Annotated in this window: 15 protein-coding genes; all 15 read right to left on the bottom strand. The window is 37.0% G+C overall.

Features of this window, described 5'->3' with window-relative positions:
* Nucleotides 1–34 precede the first annotated feature (34 nt).
* Nucleotides 35–4348 carry a PolC-type DNA polymerase III gene (locus ACQKNZ_RS06730; protein WP_427658679.1) on the bottom strand — a complete coding sequence of 1438 codons (4314 nt, stop codon included), beginning with the start codon at nt 4346–4348 and terminating at the stop codon, nt 35–37.
* A gap of 356 nt (nt 4349–4704) precedes the next feature.
* A complete protein-coding gene (rseP, locus tag ACQKNZ_RS06725; RefSeq protein WP_427658677.1) occupies nt 4705–5964 on the bottom strand; it encodes an RIP metalloprotease RseP in 1260 nt (419 codons plus the stop codon).
* A gap of 41 nt (nt 5965–6005) precedes the next feature.
* A complete protein-coding gene (gene dxr / locus ACQKNZ_RS06720; RefSeq protein WP_427658675.1) occupies nt 6006–7154 on the bottom strand; it encodes a 1-deoxy-D-xylulose-5-phosphate reductoisomerase in 1149 nt (382 codons plus the stop codon).
* 18 nt (nt 7155–7172) lie between these two features.
* A complete protein-coding gene (locus tag ACQKNZ_RS06715) occupies nt 7173–7964 on the bottom strand; it encodes a phosphatidate cytidylyltransferase (protein ID WP_151110513.1) in 792 nt (263 codons plus the stop codon).
* Nucleotides 7961–8755, bottom strand: coding sequence for an isoprenyl transferase (locus tag ACQKNZ_RS06710; protein ID WP_151110515.1), 795 nt, complete (start codon nt 8753–8755; stop codon nt 7961–7963). The genes ACQKNZ_RS06715 and ACQKNZ_RS06710 overlap by 4 nt, the downstream gene beginning before the upstream one ends.
* Before the next feature lie 138 nt (nt 8756–8893).
* Nucleotides 8894–9451 (bottom strand): ribosome recycling factor, encoded by a 558-nt coding sequence (gene frr / locus ACQKNZ_RS06705; protein WP_427658672.1) that lies wholly within the window; start codon nt 9449–9451, stop codon nt 8894–8896.
* Entirely contained in the window at nt 9451–10176 is a 726-nt protein-coding gene (pyrH, locus tag ACQKNZ_RS06700) for a UMP kinase (RefSeq protein ID WP_144538082.1), read from the bottom strand. The genes frr and pyrH overlap by 1 nt, the downstream gene beginning before the upstream one ends.
* 107 nt (nt 10177–10283) lie before the next feature.
* Nucleotides 10284–11168: a translation elongation factor Ts gene (tsf, locus tag ACQKNZ_RS06695; RefSeq protein WP_144538081.1), complete on the bottom strand. Its 885-nt coding sequence runs from the start codon at nt 11166–11168 to the stop codon at nt 10284–10286.
* Nucleotides 11169–11259: 91 nt separating this feature from the next.
* On the bottom strand, nt 11260–11982 hold the full coding sequence (gene rpsB, locus ACQKNZ_RS06690; protein WP_144538080.1) for a 30S ribosomal protein S2: 723 nt from the start codon (nt 11980–11982) through the stop codon (nt 11260–11262).
* A 150-nt stretch (nt 11983–12132) separates the two neighbouring features.
* Nucleotides 12133–12630 (bottom strand): hypothetical protein, encoded by a 498-nt coding sequence (locus tag ACQKNZ_RS06685; protein WP_151110517.1) that lies wholly within the window; start codon nt 12628–12630, stop codon nt 12133–12135.
* Between the two features lie 8 nt (nt 12631–12638).
* The gene (locus ACQKNZ_RS06680; protein WP_144538078.1) at nt 12639–12938 is read right to left on the bottom strand and encodes an RNA polymerase subunit sigma; all 300 of its coding nucleotides are present in this window, start codon (nt 12936–12938) and stop codon (nt 12639–12641) included.
* An 18-nt stretch (nt 12939–12956) separates the two neighbouring features.
* Nucleotides 12957–13757, bottom strand: coding sequence for a FliA/WhiG family RNA polymerase sigma factor (locus ACQKNZ_RS06675; protein ID WP_144538077.1), 801 nt, complete (start codon nt 13755–13757; stop codon nt 12957–12959).
* A gap of 66 nt (nt 13758–13823) precedes the next feature.
* On the bottom strand, nt 13824–14120 hold the full coding sequence (locus tag ACQKNZ_RS06670; protein ID WP_144538076.1) for a hypothetical protein: 297 nt from the start codon (nt 14118–14120) through the stop codon (nt 13824–13826).
* Nucleotides 14120–14626 carry a chemotaxis protein CheD gene (locus ACQKNZ_RS06665; protein WP_154311109.1) on the bottom strand — a complete coding sequence of 169 codons (507 nt, stop codon included), beginning with the start codon at nt 14624–14626 and terminating at the stop codon, nt 14120–14122. Before ACQKNZ_RS06665 ends, ACQKNZ_RS06670 begins: the two co-directional genes overlap by 1 nt.
* Nucleotide 14627: 1 nt before the next feature.
* Nucleotides 14628–15257 carry a chemotaxis protein CheC gene (locus tag ACQKNZ_RS06660; protein WP_144538074.1) on the bottom strand — a complete coding sequence of 210 codons (630 nt, stop codon included), beginning with the start codon at nt 15255–15257 and terminating at the stop codon, nt 14628–14630.

Below are 15257 nucleotides of genomic sequence, written 5' to 3'. Positions count from 1 at the left end.
TTACCATACCATAGGTTTGTTTGCAAATTAGTGACTAAAACAGAGATAGCTGATTCGCGTCAGGTAGCCCTTCTAGGCAACCCATCGAGTCCAGATACTCAATAATCGTTTTGGAAACTTTACCTCTTTGCTGCAAATCCTCTTTAGATAAGAACTCTCCATTTTGTCGAGCATTTACTATTTGAACAGCAACGTTCGTACCTAAGCCTGGAACGGCATCAAATGGAGGTATTAAAGTATTCCCTTCAATAGTAAATTCATGTGCCTTAGATTTATAAAGATCAATCTTTTGCATTCTAATTCCTCGCTCAGACATTTCCAGAGAAAGCTCTAATACAGTCGCCAAGCTTTTTTCTTTGTTAGATGCTTCTAATCCCTTTGCATTAATTTCATCTAACTTAGCTCGAATTGTATGTGAGCCATTTACAATAGAGATTAAATCAAAATCGGATGCTCGTACTGTAAAATATGCTGCATAGTATAGTATTGGGAAGTGAACTTTAAAATATGCAATACGAACGGCCATTAAAACGTAGGCAGCAGCATGAGCTTTAGGGAACATATATTTTATCTTTTTACATGATTCAATATACCAGTTAGCTACACCTTTTGATTTCATTTCTGCTTCAAATTCTGGTGTTAGTCCTTTCCCTTTCCGCACAGACTCCATTATTTTAAATGCAAGTGAAGGATCTAAGCCTTGATAGATTAGATAAACCATAATATCATCACGACAGCCAATTACATCTGAAAGCTGACATGTTCCTGCTTGTATAAGTTCTTGTGCATTGCCCAACCAAACATCCGTCCCATGAGAAAGACCTGATATTTGAACAAGTTCTGAGAAGGTTGATGGTTTTGTTTCCTCGAGCATTTGTCTTACGAATCGAGTACCGAACTCCGGAATACCTAGCGTTCCCGTTTTACAATCAATTTGTTCTTCTGTTACTCCAAGAGTTTCTGGTCCACTAAAGATCTTCATAACTTCCGGATCATCCGTCGGTATCGTTTTCGGATCAATTCCAGAAAGGTCTTGCAGCATCCGTATAACGGTCGGATCATCGTGTCCAAGAATATCTAATTTCAGTAGATTATCATGGATGGAATGGAAGTCAAAATGCGTCGTTTTCCACTCTGAATCCTGTGCATCTGCCGGAAACTGAATTGGTGAAAAATCAAATATATCCATATAGTCAGGTACAACAATAATACCTCCTGGATGCTGTCCAGTTGTACGTTTTACACCTGTACATCCTTGTACTAAGCGATCTATTTCTGCTCCACGTAATGATATATTATTATCATTCATATAACCTCGAACATATCCATACGCTGTCTTTTCCGCTACTGTTCCTATAGTACCTGCTCGGAATACATACTCTTCCCCAAACAGCTCTTTTGTATAGTTATGTGCTGTTGGTTGATATTCTCCACTAAAGTTTAAGTCAATATCAGGAACCTTATCTCCTTTAAACCCTAAGAATGTTTCGAAAGGAATATCTTGTCCTTCCTTAACGTAAGGAGTATCACATTTTTCACAGTTGGCATTGGGAAGGTCAAATCCAGATCCTACAGAACCATCTTGGAAAAATACAGAATGTTTACAGCTAGGACAAATATAATGAGGAGGCATAGGATTTACTTCAGTTATCTCCATCAAGGTTGCGACAAGTGATGAGCCTACAGATCCACGGGATCCAACCAAATAACCATCATCTAAAGATTTCTTCACTAGTTTGTGAGAGATTAAATAAATAACAGCAAATCCATGTCCAATAATAGACGTAAGCTCTTTTTCAATACGTGCCTCAACTATCTCTGGCAATTCCTCACCATAAATTTCCTTAGCTTTCGTATAGGTTAACTCTCTAACTTCGTCATCTGCTCCTTCAATTTTTGGAGTATAAAGATCGTCTTTGATTGGCTTAATGTCTTCGATCGAATCTGCAATATTGTTAGGATTCGTAATGACTATTTCTTTTGCCAGCTCTTCTCCTAAAAACGAGAAGGAATCTAGCATTTCATTGGTAGTTCTAAAGTGAACCTTTGGTAGCTCATGACGATTTAAAGGATTTGCTCCCCCTTGAGAATTCACCAAAATTTTGCGGAACATTGCATCCGTCTCATGTAAATAATGTACATTTCCAGTAGCAACAACTGGTTTCCCTAACTTTTTCCCTACTTTAATCAGCTTGCGAATAATGTCTTCTAAGTTCCATTCATCTCTTACTAGTTCCATTTCAATTAAATGAGCGTACACTTCTTTAGGATGTACCTCTAAATAATCATAGAACTTGGCAATTTCTTCAACTTGCTCCAAAGGCTTTTGCATAAGCCCTTCGAAAACCTCTCCACGATCACAACCAGAGCCAATTATTAACCCTGCTCTATGCTTTTGAAGCACCGAACGTTTAATACGTGGCACGCGATAGAAGGTAGTTGTATGGGAAAGGGAAACTAATTTAAATAGATTCTTTAGACCCTCATCGTTAACCGCTAAAATAGTACAGTGTGATGGTCTTGCTCGTTTGTAGGAATCACCTTGCCCAATATGCTTATTGAAGTCATCAAGATAATGAATGTCTTGTGCTTCAGCTTCTTTTAATAAATGCAATAAAAGATAACCTGTTGCCTCACAGTCAAAGATCGCTCTATGGGCTTGGGTTAATTCGATATTAAATTTTTTCGTTAGTGTACCTAGTTTATGTGTTTTCATTTCCGGATGTAAAAAACGAGCTAGTTCTAATGTATCGATAACTGGATGGTCAAAATGGTTAATATCGCATTTTCGATAACCCTCATACAAGAAGCCCATATCAAACGACGCATTATGCGCAACAATAATCCCGTCACCGATAAATTCATGAAAATCTCTAATAACATCCTCTATCTCTGGAGCATTACGAACCATATCATCCGTGATACCAGTTAGCTCAATTGTTGTTGCGGACAAAGCATGATGCGGATTAACAAATCTTTCAAATTTGTCAATAATAGTACCGTTGTGCATTTTTACTGCTGCAAGCTCAATGATCTTATCATAAGTAGCAGATAACCCTGTCGTTTCTACGTCAAAGACAATATACGTAGCATCTTCCAGTGCAATATGTTGTTCGTCATAAGCTATTGGCACTCCATCGTGAATTAGATTTGCCTCTAAGCCGTATAAAATTTTTATACCATTCTTCTTACCAGCTGCATACGCCTCTGGGAATGATTGTACATTGGCATGATCAGTAATCGCTACTGCTTTGTGCCCCCATTTGGCTGCTTGAGAAACTAGAGCTGAAACAGAAGAAACAGCATCCATTTGACTCATCGGGGTATGCATATGTAACTCCACTCGTTTTTCTTTTGAAGTATCATATCTTAGTACTGGATTAATCTCACACATATCTTGAGCCATTACGATTAAATCGCGCACAAATGTATCATTTTGCACGGAGCCTCTTACTTTTATCCACATTCCCTTTTTAAGACGTGCCATCATTCCAGCGTCTTCTTTGTCTCTTGAGAACATTTTAACTAGGATTGAATCTGTGTAATCCGTCACTTTTGCAGTTAATAGAGATCTTCCACTTCTAAGCTCTTTAACCTCCACGTCAAAAACAAAGCCTTCAATCGTAACTCTACGCTCCTCGTCCTGAATAGAACGTATTTCCACGCTCGCCTCTTCTTTTTTCAAAGGGGTACCTAGCTGGAATGGTCCATCTTCTCCCGCATCTCCACTATCCTGACGTTGAGATTCTCTCTTTTGTAAATCAACTAAAGCTTTTTTCCCTAGCTCTTCTTCTTCCATTCTTCTTTGTTCTAAGAAGGCAACTTGGGCTTCTGCTAGTGCTTCGGTATCCTCAACCAATTTAAAATCTATTGCGAGTTTAGGAAATCCAAAGCTTTCATACACATTTGAAATGTGTTCGATATATTTTTTTTTGAATGTACGGAGCTGTAAATCCTGCCCACAAGTAAGCTGTATCATCTGTCCATTCCACTCTGGCTCCTGACCTAGCAAGCAATCTTTTAATGGAGGAGCCATATCGCTCATTTCTTTTAAGACACTTGTCCAGTACGCTTTTACTAGCGGTTCAGAGACTTCTGGATTTTCGCTTTTTATATTTAAATAAACAGTTGCTATACCCTGAAATTTTTCTTGTAGTCTTGTTTGGAATTTAGTATAAACCTCAATCGGAAGAATGTTTGCTAAATTGATTTGAAAATGCCATTGTCTTTGCTTTTTATGGACCGTAAATCTGGTAATAGAAGCATTCTCAAAATGCTGTACAAAAGCATCTTCAGTCAGCTCTAGTTGTTGCAGCAATAAATGCATTCTCATTTTGCCATCTTGCATCTTAGCTATTCCCCCTTCTTTTAAAAGTTATTTTCTATTTATTTTATTTCTTTTCTGTATGATTGTAGGGTTAGGCGGCGACTTCTGTGGGATGAGTAACAAATAAGACATAAAAACTGCGCACATAAGCGACGGGTAATAGCTTATCGCTCACCCCACGGAAAGCGTCCTCCGAAAGCGAAATTTAATTCTACTTTATTTGAAATGCATATAGATTTCAAAAAATTGATTCCTTTATAATATGAAAGAACAATTTACAGAAAAAGAAAGGAAGTTCAGCTACTCGAACTTCCTCCCTAACGTAATTTTATCAAAACCACAAATAAATAGTTCTTCCATTTTCTCACAAAATTATTTTAAAAGAAGAATCTTTGAATATCATTCCAAGTGACTACAACCATCAATACCATAAGAAGCATGATTCCTACAAAATGAACCATTCCTTCTTTTTGTTTGTCGACTGGTTTTCCTCTAATTGCTTCAAAAAGGAAGAACAACAATCTTCCTCCATCGAGGGCTGGTAATGGTAACAAATTCATAATCCCTAGATTTATACTTAAAATAGCTGCCCAGTGCATTAGGTTATATACGCCTGATTGCGCGACTGTTTCCGTCGCTTTATATATTCCCACTGGACCAGACAAGTCATCAATAGAAAAGGAGCCAGTAACTAATGTACCTAAGATAGTAAATATTCTTTTAGTCCATTCATAGGTTTGTTCAGCCCCAAAGAAAATTGCCCCAATTGGATTTTTTTCTAAAGGACTCATATATTGAACACCAATTTGGGCAACCTTACCTGCTTCTGTCGTTACTTCCTTTGGAGTTACTATCAATTCTTCCGTAGTACCATCTCTATCTATCACGAAGGTCATCGGTTCGTTAGCGCTATCTCTAACGGCTAGCGATAGTTCTTCCCATTCGGTAATTGGCATTCCGTCAATCTCTTTAACTAAATCGCCATCTTTCATTCCTGCTAAAGCTGCTGGACTATTATCTACAACTGTTGTAATAATAGGCTCGTTAGTTGGAATTCCCTGAAGTAATCCTAAAGCTAAGAATATAAAGAATGCTAATATAAAGTTAAACAAAGGTCCTGCGAAAATCGCCATAGAACGTTGTCCAACTGTTTTGGAACCGAATTGTCGATCATAAGGGGCGATAAAGGTTTCGGTATTATTTTCAATAATAACAGCTTTTCTTGCAACTTGATAACGAACTAAACGCTCTTCTTCATCGTAGCCTTCGATATACATTTCTTTCATCAAATCAGATCTTTCTACTTCTAGAAAGAGCATATCAGGGAAATGTTTGTTCTGGTTGAGTACAATTTGATCTATTTCATTGTTCTCATTTAAGCGAACACCTAGACGATATCCAGGCTGTAATTCAATAGAATCTAAATCTTCTCCAGCCATCCGTACATAACCACCCAAAGGTAATAAACGGATTGTATACAGTGTTTCCCCTTTTGTCATACCAAAAATTTTAGGTCCAAAACCAATGGCAAATTCTCTAACCATTATTCCAGCTTTTTTTGCAAAAATAAAATGCCCTAGTTCATGAAAAAAAACAATACTTCCAAATATGATTATAAACGCAATGGCTGTTTCCATTATACCCCACCTTTTTCTCCTGCTTGTCTTTCCTCAATACATCATTTTACCATGTTTTGTACACTTTTTCTCGTTTGGCTATCAACAAATAATATAGTATCTAAATCTGGTGAAGAAACATTCGAATGCTCGTCCATTGCTAGCTCAATTAATTCATCAATTTCTAAGAATGTAATCTTTTCTTTTAAAAATAGACTAACTGCTGCTTCATTAGCCGCATTTAATACAGTTGTCATTGTTCCGCCTGCTCGTCCTGCGTCAATCGCCAGCTTTAATGCATGATATCTCTTGTAGTCCATCTCTTGAAAATGAAGCTTGCCAATTTCCGCTAAGTTTAATCGGTGTGCATTTGATCGTTCTAGACGATCTGGATAGGACAACGCATATTGAATAGGCACCCTCATATCCGGCGTCCCTAATTGGGCTATAACACTAGTATCTTTAAATTCAATCATGGAGTGGATAATACTTTCACGATGTAATAACACTTCAATGTCATCATAGGAAATATCAAAGAGGACATGAGCTTCAATTACTTCCAACCCTTTGTTCATCATCGTAGCTGAGTCAATCGTAATTTTTGAACCCATTGACCAGTTAGGATGGTTTAACGCTTCTTTTACAGTGACACTTTTTAATTCTTCACGTGTTCGATCTCTGAAGCTACCTCCAGATGCAGTAATAATAAGCTTGGAAACCTCGCTTTTCTTTTCTCCATTCATCGCTTGGAATAGCGCAGAATGTTCACTGTCAACAGGCAGGATTGGCACATTATATTGTTGGGCAGCTTGCATAACTAAATGACCAGCCGTAACCAATGTCTCTTTGTTTGCAATAGCAATGGTAATTCCCTTTTTAATAGCTTCTAATGTTGGTCTTAAACCTACACTCCCTAAAACCGCATTTACTAGAACATCCGCGTTCGTATGAGCTGCAACTTGTATCAAACCGGCATCTCCAAAAACTACTTCTATTTTTGGATATTCTTGTTGCAGTAAAAGTGCATCTTCTTCTTTTTGTACAGATACAACTTCTACATGAAACTCATTTAGTATCTTTCTTGTTTCTTCTATATTTTTACCTACCGAAAATGCAACTAATTGAAACTTATTTGGGTGCTCTCTTATTATATCCAAAGTTTGGAGCCCAATAGAACCAGTTGCACCTAATAAACTTATTCTTTTACCCATGAAATAATGTCGTCTCCCTTATATAAAATGTAAAAAGTGCAATAATGGCAAGACAAAAAGAAGACTGTCAAAGCGATCTAATATTCCACCGTGTCCAGGTAGTAGTTTACCTGAATCTTTTACATTAAAGTGTCTTTTAATACCCGATTCAACCAAATCCCCCAGTTGTCCAAAAATGGAGGCTATAATAGTAATCCCGATTAGGACAATGTATGAGGAAGTAAGTGGATTAATCCATTGGATAATTAGAGCAGTGATTATTGCCCATAGTATCCCTCCTACAAATCCTTCTACTGTTTTGTTTGGAGAAATCTCTGGCCATAGTTTTCGTTTCCCAATTTTTCTACCTGTAAAATAAGCACCTGAATCAGTAGTCCATACAATCAGTAACGCAAATATGAGATATGCCAATCCACTTTCTCGAGTTTCAATAAAATAATAAAAACCTATCCCTACATATAAAGTACTCACAAGCACGAAGGAGGCATCCTCAAATGTAAAACTGTTTTTCGTTAGCACAGTGAAAATAAGCAAGAGAAAAACAGCTACGAATACCCATTCGAGCTTTGTATGACCTGTAAGGTTAACTATATTTTCTGTATAAGCTGAAGGGAATAATAGTAAAAACAAAAGAAGTAGCGATATGATACCTGAAAAAGAAAAGAGACTTAAACCCTTCATTTTTAGTATTTCATATAATCCTACTGTAGCAATTGCGTATATAAGAACAGTAAATACAGGTCCTCCTAGCAGAACTATTGGAAGAAAGAGTGCTAAAGCGACGGCACCCGTGATAATTCTTGTTTTCAATTTGTTTCTTCCTCCTTAATTCCACCATATCTTCTATTTCGCTTTTGAAAGGTTTCAATAGCTTCTATCAAACATTCCTGATCGAAATCTGGCCACAATGTGTCTGTAAACCAGAATTCTGTATATGCGAGTTGCCAAAGCATGAAGTTACTTAAACGTACTTCCCCACTAGTTCTAATCAGTAAATCTGGTTCACTTAAATCTTTCGTCATTAAATAACTATTAATATTATTTTCTGTAATATCATTTATCTCCATATTACCTTCTTGAATATCTAGAGCAATTTTTTTTACCGCTTGAACAATTTCATCTCTGCTTCCATAGTTTAGAGCAAAGTTTAATATGAGACCGTTATTTTCGGCAGTTTGCTCCATTGCTTTTGTAACAGCCTTCTTAGTATGCTCTGGCAAAAGTTCAATATTACCCATCATTCTTACCTGAATATTTTGTTCCATTAACTCAGGTAGATAGGAGTTTAAAAATTCTTCAGGTAAACGCATTAAAAATTCAACTTCAATTTTAGGCCTTTTCCAGTTCTCTGTTGAGAATGCATATAATGTGAGCGTTTTTATACCCACTTCATTGGCAAATCTAGTTATTTTCCTTACAGTTTGCATTCCTTCATGATGTCCAGCTACTCTTGGCAAGGCTCTCTTTTTAGCCCATCTGCCATTACCATCCATAATAATGGCGATATGGTCTGGCAACTGTTCTTTTTGTGCATTTTCCACTCGTTCATTTAAATAGATACTTATCGCTTTATCATTTTTACGAATAAGTTTTTTTAGCATGCATTAACCTCCACTTTAAACCTTATCGAAGCATATAGTCTTATCATAACAAATAAAAACGAATATAAAAAGACGTCCTTCTAAAAGGACGCCTTCTTCGGATAAAGGTTCAACTGTACTACTTGCTAGAAGAGTATCTTAAACCTCTAGAATTTCTTTTTCTTTATCTTTAGTGATTGCATCGATTTTATCAATATTTGCATCCGTAATTTTTTGGATTTCTTCTGTGTAGCTTCTTAAATCATCTTCTGTGATTTCTCCAGCTTTCTCCATTTTTTTAAGTTCGTCGTTCCCATCACGACGTACATTACGGATATTCACTTTAGCTTCTTCAGCTTCTTTTTTAACTTGTTTTACTAATTCTTTACGGCGCTCTTCTGTCAGTGCAGGAATAGCAATACGAATAAGATTACCATCGTTTGTAGGAGTGATTCCTAAGTCTGATTTCATAATTGCTTTTTCGATATCTCCCAGAATGGATTTATCATAAGGTTGAATTGTTAGTAAGCGCGCTTCTGGTATCGATATACCAGCCATTTGGTTAATCGGTGTTGGCGCACCATAGTAGTCCACAGTAATTTTATCAAGTAAAGATGCGCTTGCACGACCAGCACGAATAGAAGCTAGCTCTCTTGTATACACTTGAATTGTTTTAGCCATTTTGTCTTTTGTTTGCTCTATTACTTGTTTCGGCATTATGAATTCCTCCTAACGACTGTTCCAATAGAGTCACCTAGGACAGCCCGTTTAATATTTCCATTTTCCATAATTGAGAATACAATAAGTGCAATATCATTGTCCATACATAAAGTGGAAGCCGTTGAATCCATCACCTGTAGGCCTTGCTGAATTACCTCCAAGAAAGACAATTCATCATATTTCACTGCTGTTTTATCCATTTTTGGATCAGCTGAATACACACCATCTACATTGTTTTTAGCCATTAAGATAACATCAGCTTCTATTTCAGCTGCTCTTAAAGCTGCTGTAGTATCAGTCGAGAAGTATGGATTACCCGTTCCCGCTGCAAATATTACTACACGTTTTTTTTCTAAATGACGAATCGCTCTTCTTCTTATGTACGGTTCTGCCACTTGACGCATTTCAATGGAAGACTGTACACGCGTCTCAACTCCACATTGTTCTAGAGAATCTTGCAGTGCCAATGAATTCATAACCGTAGCCAACATGCCCATATAATCGGCATTAGCACGGTCCATTCCCATTTCGCTGCCTATTTTACCTCTCCAAATATTGCCTCCTCCAACTACAACAGCAACTTCAACTCCAAGATCAACAACTTCCTTCACTTGTTCCGCTACTGATTTAATAATCTCAGGAGACAATCCAAAACCTTTTTCTCCAGCCAATGCTTCGCCACTTAGTTTTAAAACAATTCTTTTATATTGTGGTGTGCTCATAGATATCCTCCATCTCTTTTCTTGAAAAATAGGGAACACAAATTACGTGCTCCCTAGAGTTTTTCTATAAAATAAGAACAACATACGTTCTTACTATTTATTTTTTATTATTTACCTTTAACTTGGCTCATTACTTCTTCAGCAAAGTTATCTTCACGTTTCTCAATTCCTTCACCAACAGCGTAGCGTGTGAATGAAACTAGTTTACCACCAGTTGATTCCACAAATGTACGAACTTTTTGATCTGGATTTTTAACGAAAGATTGGTCTAATAAGCACACTTCTTCAAAATATTTACCAAGACGGCCTTCTACCATTTTAGCTACAATATTTTCTGGCTTACCTTCGTTTAATGCTTGTTCTGTTAATACTTTACGCTCGTGCTCTACTTCCTCAGCAGATACTTCATCACGAGAAATGTATGATGGGTTTAAAGCAGCAATGTGCATTGCAACGTCTTTTGCCGCTTGCTCATCAGTAGAACCTTCAAGTACTGTAAGAACTCCGATACGACCTCCCATGTGAAGGTATGGACCAAATGCATCCGCATCTGTTTTTGTTTCAATAACAAAGCGACGAAGAGTAATTTTTTCTCCAATTTTAGCTACTGCGTTAGAAATAGCATTTTCAACTGTAACGCCTTCTTCAATGTTAGAAGCTAATGCTTCTTCAACTGAAGCTGGTTCAGTAGTTAATAAATGAGAAGCTACTTGTTTAACTAATTGTTGGAAGCCTTCATTTTTGGCAACGAAGTCAGTTTCTGCGTTCATTTCTAATAATACAGCTTTATTGCCATCGATTTCGATGAAAGTTGTACCTTCAGCTGCGATACGATCAGCTTTTTTAGCTGCAGAAGAAAGACCTTTTTCACGTAAGAAGTCAATTGCTGCTTCTAAGTTGCCATCTGTTTCAACTAGAGCTTTCTTACAATCCATCATACCTGCGCCAGTTTTTTCACGCAATTCTTTTACCATTTGTGCTGTAACTGCCATTATAAATTCCTCCTAGTACAATTAAATGTCATTTTCTCAAAAAAAGGTGATAAGTGGTTTGGCCGCTTATCACCTGTTACTTACATGTGTCTTACTCAGCAGCAACTTCAGCTGAAGCTACTTCTGCATCTTCACCTTGTCTTGCTTCTAGTAATGCATCCGCCATTTTAGCAGTTAATAATTTCACTGCGCGAATTGCATCGTCATTTGCAGGAATTACATAGTCGATTTCATCTGGATCACAGTTTGTATCAACGATTCCTACTAATGGAATGTTCAATTTACGAGCTTCTGCAACTGCAATACGCTCTTTACGTGGGTCAACTACGAACATTACATCCGGGATAGCTTTCATGTCACGGATACCGCCTAAGAATTTAACTAGACGTTCGTGTTCTTTTTTAAGTTGAACTACTTCTTTTTTAGGAAGTACAGAGAAAGTTCCGTCTTCTTCCATTTTTTCAATTGCTTTTAAGCGTGCTACACGTTTTTGAATTGTACCGAAGTTAGTTAAAGTACCACCTAACCAACGTTGGTTAATATAGTAGTTTCCTGAACGTTCTGCTTCTTCTTTAATAGCTTCTTGAGCTTGCTTTTTAGTTCCAACGAAAAGAACTTTCCCGCCATCTTGACCTACTTGGCGCATGAAGTCATAAGCTTCTTCTAATTTTTTCACCGTTTTTTGAAGATCGATGATGTAGATTCCGTTACGCTCAACAAAAATGTATTTTTTCATTTTTGGATTCCAACGGCGAGTTTGGTGACCGAAGTGTACACCAGCCTCAAGTAATTGTTTCATAGAGATTACTGACATTTTATTTCCTCCTGGTTTGGTTTAGTCTTCCGCATTCTTCATTTTTCATCGGCTACTCTTTTGTAAGAGCACCTGCCAATTCCATCAGAAATGCGTGTATATTCATACCGTCTTGTAATATACCATAGATATAATTAACTTTCAACCATTTTAATCCTGAAATTTCAAGAAGAGCTCGACTTCTGTCTTTCCAATTTGGAGCAACTTAGCTATTTCTGTAGGGTTTTTACCTTCTTCCGAATAATACAATACTTTTTCCTTTAAAGTAATAGGAATCTCTTTTTCTGGTAAATTGGAAGATTGAACATAACTACTAGCTGCCTTTTGTTTTGAAACTAGTGGTCTTGATATTATTAATGATTGGCTTTCCTCGTTTGAAGCAGATGAAATCTCTTTTTTAGCAATAGAGATTACTTCCTTCTTTTCAGAAGAGTAATTATTTTGTTCTTTGAGCTCATGTAAAAGGCGATCATTTTCGTCCTTGATTTCTGCAATGTAGGCACTAAAAGAATTTTCTATTTCTTTAATCATCTGCTCTTGCTTGTCTTCCATACCCTTATACTTAGACATTTTCATATTCAACAATGCGATGAAATAAAAACTAATTATTTGGAGTAGAAATAAAACTGTTAAAATTATAGACGTCATTTTTACTCCTATCCGCTAAAGTCTACAAAGTTACCTTTAAAGGGGTGCTTTGTCTCTTTATTTTCTTGTTCTTTTTTTTCTCTTTTTTCATTTTCTTGCTCAGTTTGTTGCTTTGAGCCTTGTTCGGCGTCTGCTTCTATATTATTGGATTTAATAACTGTTTCTCTATTTCTCTCAATTTGCCTTTCAGTTGCAGCTTGAGCATTCGCTTGGTTTATAGCACTTTGTTGCTGCATTTGCTCAGACATTTTACCCGCATCAAATGTTTTCGGTATAGCAATCTGTAGTTCAACAACTTTTAAGCTCATAGAATTTCCCTCCGCATATTATGAATTCATCATTTCACTTGCCAAAAGCTTCCGAAGCTTAAAAAGAGCCTTGGAATGTATTTGAGAAATTCTGGAGGTTGATAGGCCTAACATTTCACCTATAACCGTCAAGGTTAACTCTTCAGTATAAAATAAGCTTAAAACTAATTGTTCGTTCTCATTTAAGTGTTGAATTTGGTTCACTAGGTCATTAAGTAACTCGCCCTTGACAAGCTGCTGCTCAGGCGTAGTCTGCGTATCATCTCTAATGACAAATGCTTTATTATCCATTTCGTCTTGGTCATGTAGCTGTTCATCGATCGATAGAACATTAGAGAAGAAATGCTCCTGCACTGTCTGATAAACTTCTTCAACCGAAACCTCAACAAATTGTGCTATTTCCTCAGGTGTTGCATGACGCATTAGTTTTTGTTCTAGCTCTTCAATCTTCTGGTCTAGCTTTTTTGCCTTTTCACGTGAGGACCTTGGTAGCCAGTCTTCTTTTCTCAAGCCGTCTATTATTGCACCTCTAACACGAAAGGATGCGTACGTATCGAACTTTAAATCTCTGGAATGATCAAATTTATTTAAAGCATCAAAAAGTCCCATCATACCAAGGCTTTTCAGTTCATCTCTTGAAACATTTTGAGGAATGCCAGCTCCAATACGCTGCACATGATAGGTTACAAGAGGAGTATATTTTCTTAGAAGTAAATCTCCTGCTTGAGGATCCTTGCTTTCTGTCCATTTCTTCCAAAGGAGCTGCTCCTCTGTCGAATTTAGTTTTGACACAATAATCCCCCTTTCGACCTTTTCCATTATATATATGGATATTATACCAAAATTTCGTATAAAAAGGGGAGGCGAAAATATATCGCCCCCCATTTATGATTCATTATTTATCATGTTTTTTATAATGTTAGCGTATTCTTTTGATGAATCTATTGGTGAGGAAGTGGTATTTTGAGATAAAAGGACCTCTTCCTCTACTTTTTTAGTTTTATCTTCTAGAACATATGATATAGCCGCTCTTCCAAAAAAGGCTAATATAAAAAATAATAGTGCACATATAAGAGATGGTATTAAAATTACAATCCCTTCTACAAAGGGGTATGAAAAAAGAAAGTAACAACTAAATGCAAGAAGAGCTACCCAGCAATTAAATAAAATTGAACCTGCCATTAAATGTCTCTCACTCCCTGATTTACTGTTCTAACGTTCAATAGCTTTGTGGATGGATCAAACTCAATAGTACGTCCACTATTTCCCCCAGTATCTTCAGATATAATGGGAATAGAGTATTTGTGTAAATACTCTTTTACTGCCTCCACATTTCTAGGACCTATTCGCATAGTATCTCTACTGGAAGAGAATTGGAACATTTGAGCACCGCCAGCTATTTTAGCGCGGAGTCTCGAAGGAGCCAACCCTTCCATTTTTAATAGTTCAATAAGCGCTGGTATACCAGTATCAGCAAATTTGGCTATATTAATCTTTTCAGATCTTCCTAAACTAGAATTCGGAAGCATTACATGCACCATGCCGGCTGTTTGATTTCTATCATCGTAAAGAACAACTCCTACACATGAACCCAATCCAGATGTCCTTATCGTATGTGGTGCCTTTGCTATATTCATATCAGCTATCCCGACTTTTACTACGTGACCAATTTGACTTTGTTCAATCATATTATTCTACTCCTAATGCTCGGAAAATAGCTTGAAATGAATCCGGCTCTGGCAATAAAAAGAAATGACCATGAACAATTTTACCACTCTCATCTTCATCTTCATGAATAGCGGTATCGATCACAATGACATAATCACTTACTTGTGAAAGCTCTACAAGCCCAAAACTTATGATAGCTCCCACCATATCAACGCAAAGTGCTGGAACTGTTGGATAAATACTAAGTTTAGTGAAATCGGACAACGCAGACAAATATGAACCGGACAAGATATTTCCTAGCTCCTGAAGCGCAGACGCTCCCATCTCTGTAACCTGTCCCTTTTCAAAGTCTAAACTTTCATCTTGGATCAATCTTCTGATGAATTGGTTTGCCTGCTCAACGGGTAAAACAAAAAACATACTACCATTGACATCTCCATCGATGCGAAGATAGATACCAGCAACTACGCTTTCTGCTCCACCAGCAAGATCCATCATTTCATCAAAAGTTACCATCTCAACTTTAGGGACATTCATGTCTATTTTCTTATTTAACAAGGTAGATAATGCAGTAGCAGCATGCGCTGCACCAATATTACCTATTTCCCTTAATACATCAAGATGCATAGACGTAATCTTATTTTCAAACAT

Origin of the sequence: Psychrobacillus sp. NPDC093200 (assembly GCF_050280345.1) — a bacterium.
GTDB classification, from domain to species: Bacteria; Bacillota; Bacilli; order Bacillales_A; family Planococcaceae; genus Psychrobacillus; species Psychrobacillus faecigallinarum.
The sequence above is the reverse complement of the archived record's forward strand: the minus strand, read 5'-3'. Positions and strand labels throughout refer to the sequence as shown.

Bases quoted from the DNA above. Each gene is read 5' to 3' on its own strand.
- ACQKNZ_RS06660 (WP_144538074.1), bottom strand. From the start codon at position 15,257: ATGTTTGAAAATAAGATTACGTCTATGCATCTTGATGTATTAAGGGAA.
- dxr (WP_427658675.1), bottom strand. From the start codon at position 7,154: ATGGGTAAAAGAATAAGTTTATTAGGTGCAACTGGTTCTATTGGGCTC.
- ACQKNZ_RS06680 (WP_144538078.1), bottom strand. From the start codon at position 12,938: ATGAGCTTAAAAGTTGTTGAACTACAGATTGCTATACCGAAAACATTT.
- ACQKNZ_RS06710 (WP_151110515.1), bottom strand. From the start codon at position 8,755: ATGCTAAAAAAACTTATTCGTAAAAATGATAAAGCGATAAGTATCTAT.
- ACQKNZ_RS06670 (WP_144538076.1), bottom strand. From the start codon at position 14,120: ATGGCAGGTTCAATTTTATTTAATTGCTGGGTAGCTCTTCTTGCATTT.
- tsf (WP_144538081.1), bottom strand. From the start codon at position 11,168: ATGGCAGTTACAGCACAAATGGTAAAAGAATTGCGTGAAAAAACTGGC.
- rpsB (WP_144538080.1), bottom strand. From the start codon at position 11,982: ATGTCAGTAATCTCTATGAAACAATTACTTGAGGCTGGTGTACACTTC.
- ACQKNZ_RS06675 (WP_144538077.1), bottom strand. From the start codon at position 13,757: ATGGAAAAGGTCGAAAGGGGGATTATTGTGTCAAAACTAAATTCGACA.
- frr (WP_427658672.1), bottom strand. From the start codon at position 9,451: ATGCCGAAACAAGTAATAGAGCAAACAAAAGACAAAATGGCTAAAACA.
- pyrH (WP_144538082.1), bottom strand. From the start codon at position 10,176: ATGAGCACACCACAATATAAAAGAATTGTTTTAAAACTAAGTGGCGAA.
- ACQKNZ_RS06730 (WP_427658679.1), bottom strand. From the start codon at position 4,348: ATGCAAGATGGCAAAATGAGAATGCATTTATTGCTGCAACAACTAGAG.
- ACQKNZ_RS06665 (WP_154311109.1), bottom strand. From the start codon at position 14,626: ATGATTGAACAAAGTCAAATTGGTCACGTAGTAAAAGTCGGGATAGCT.
- ACQKNZ_RS06685 (WP_151110517.1), bottom strand. From the start codon at position 12,630: ATGACGTCTATAATTTTAACAGTTTTATTTCTACTCCAAATAATTAGT.
- rseP (WP_427658677.1), bottom strand. From the start codon at position 5,964: ATGGAAACAGCCATTGCGTTTATAATCATATTTGGAAGTATTGTTTTT.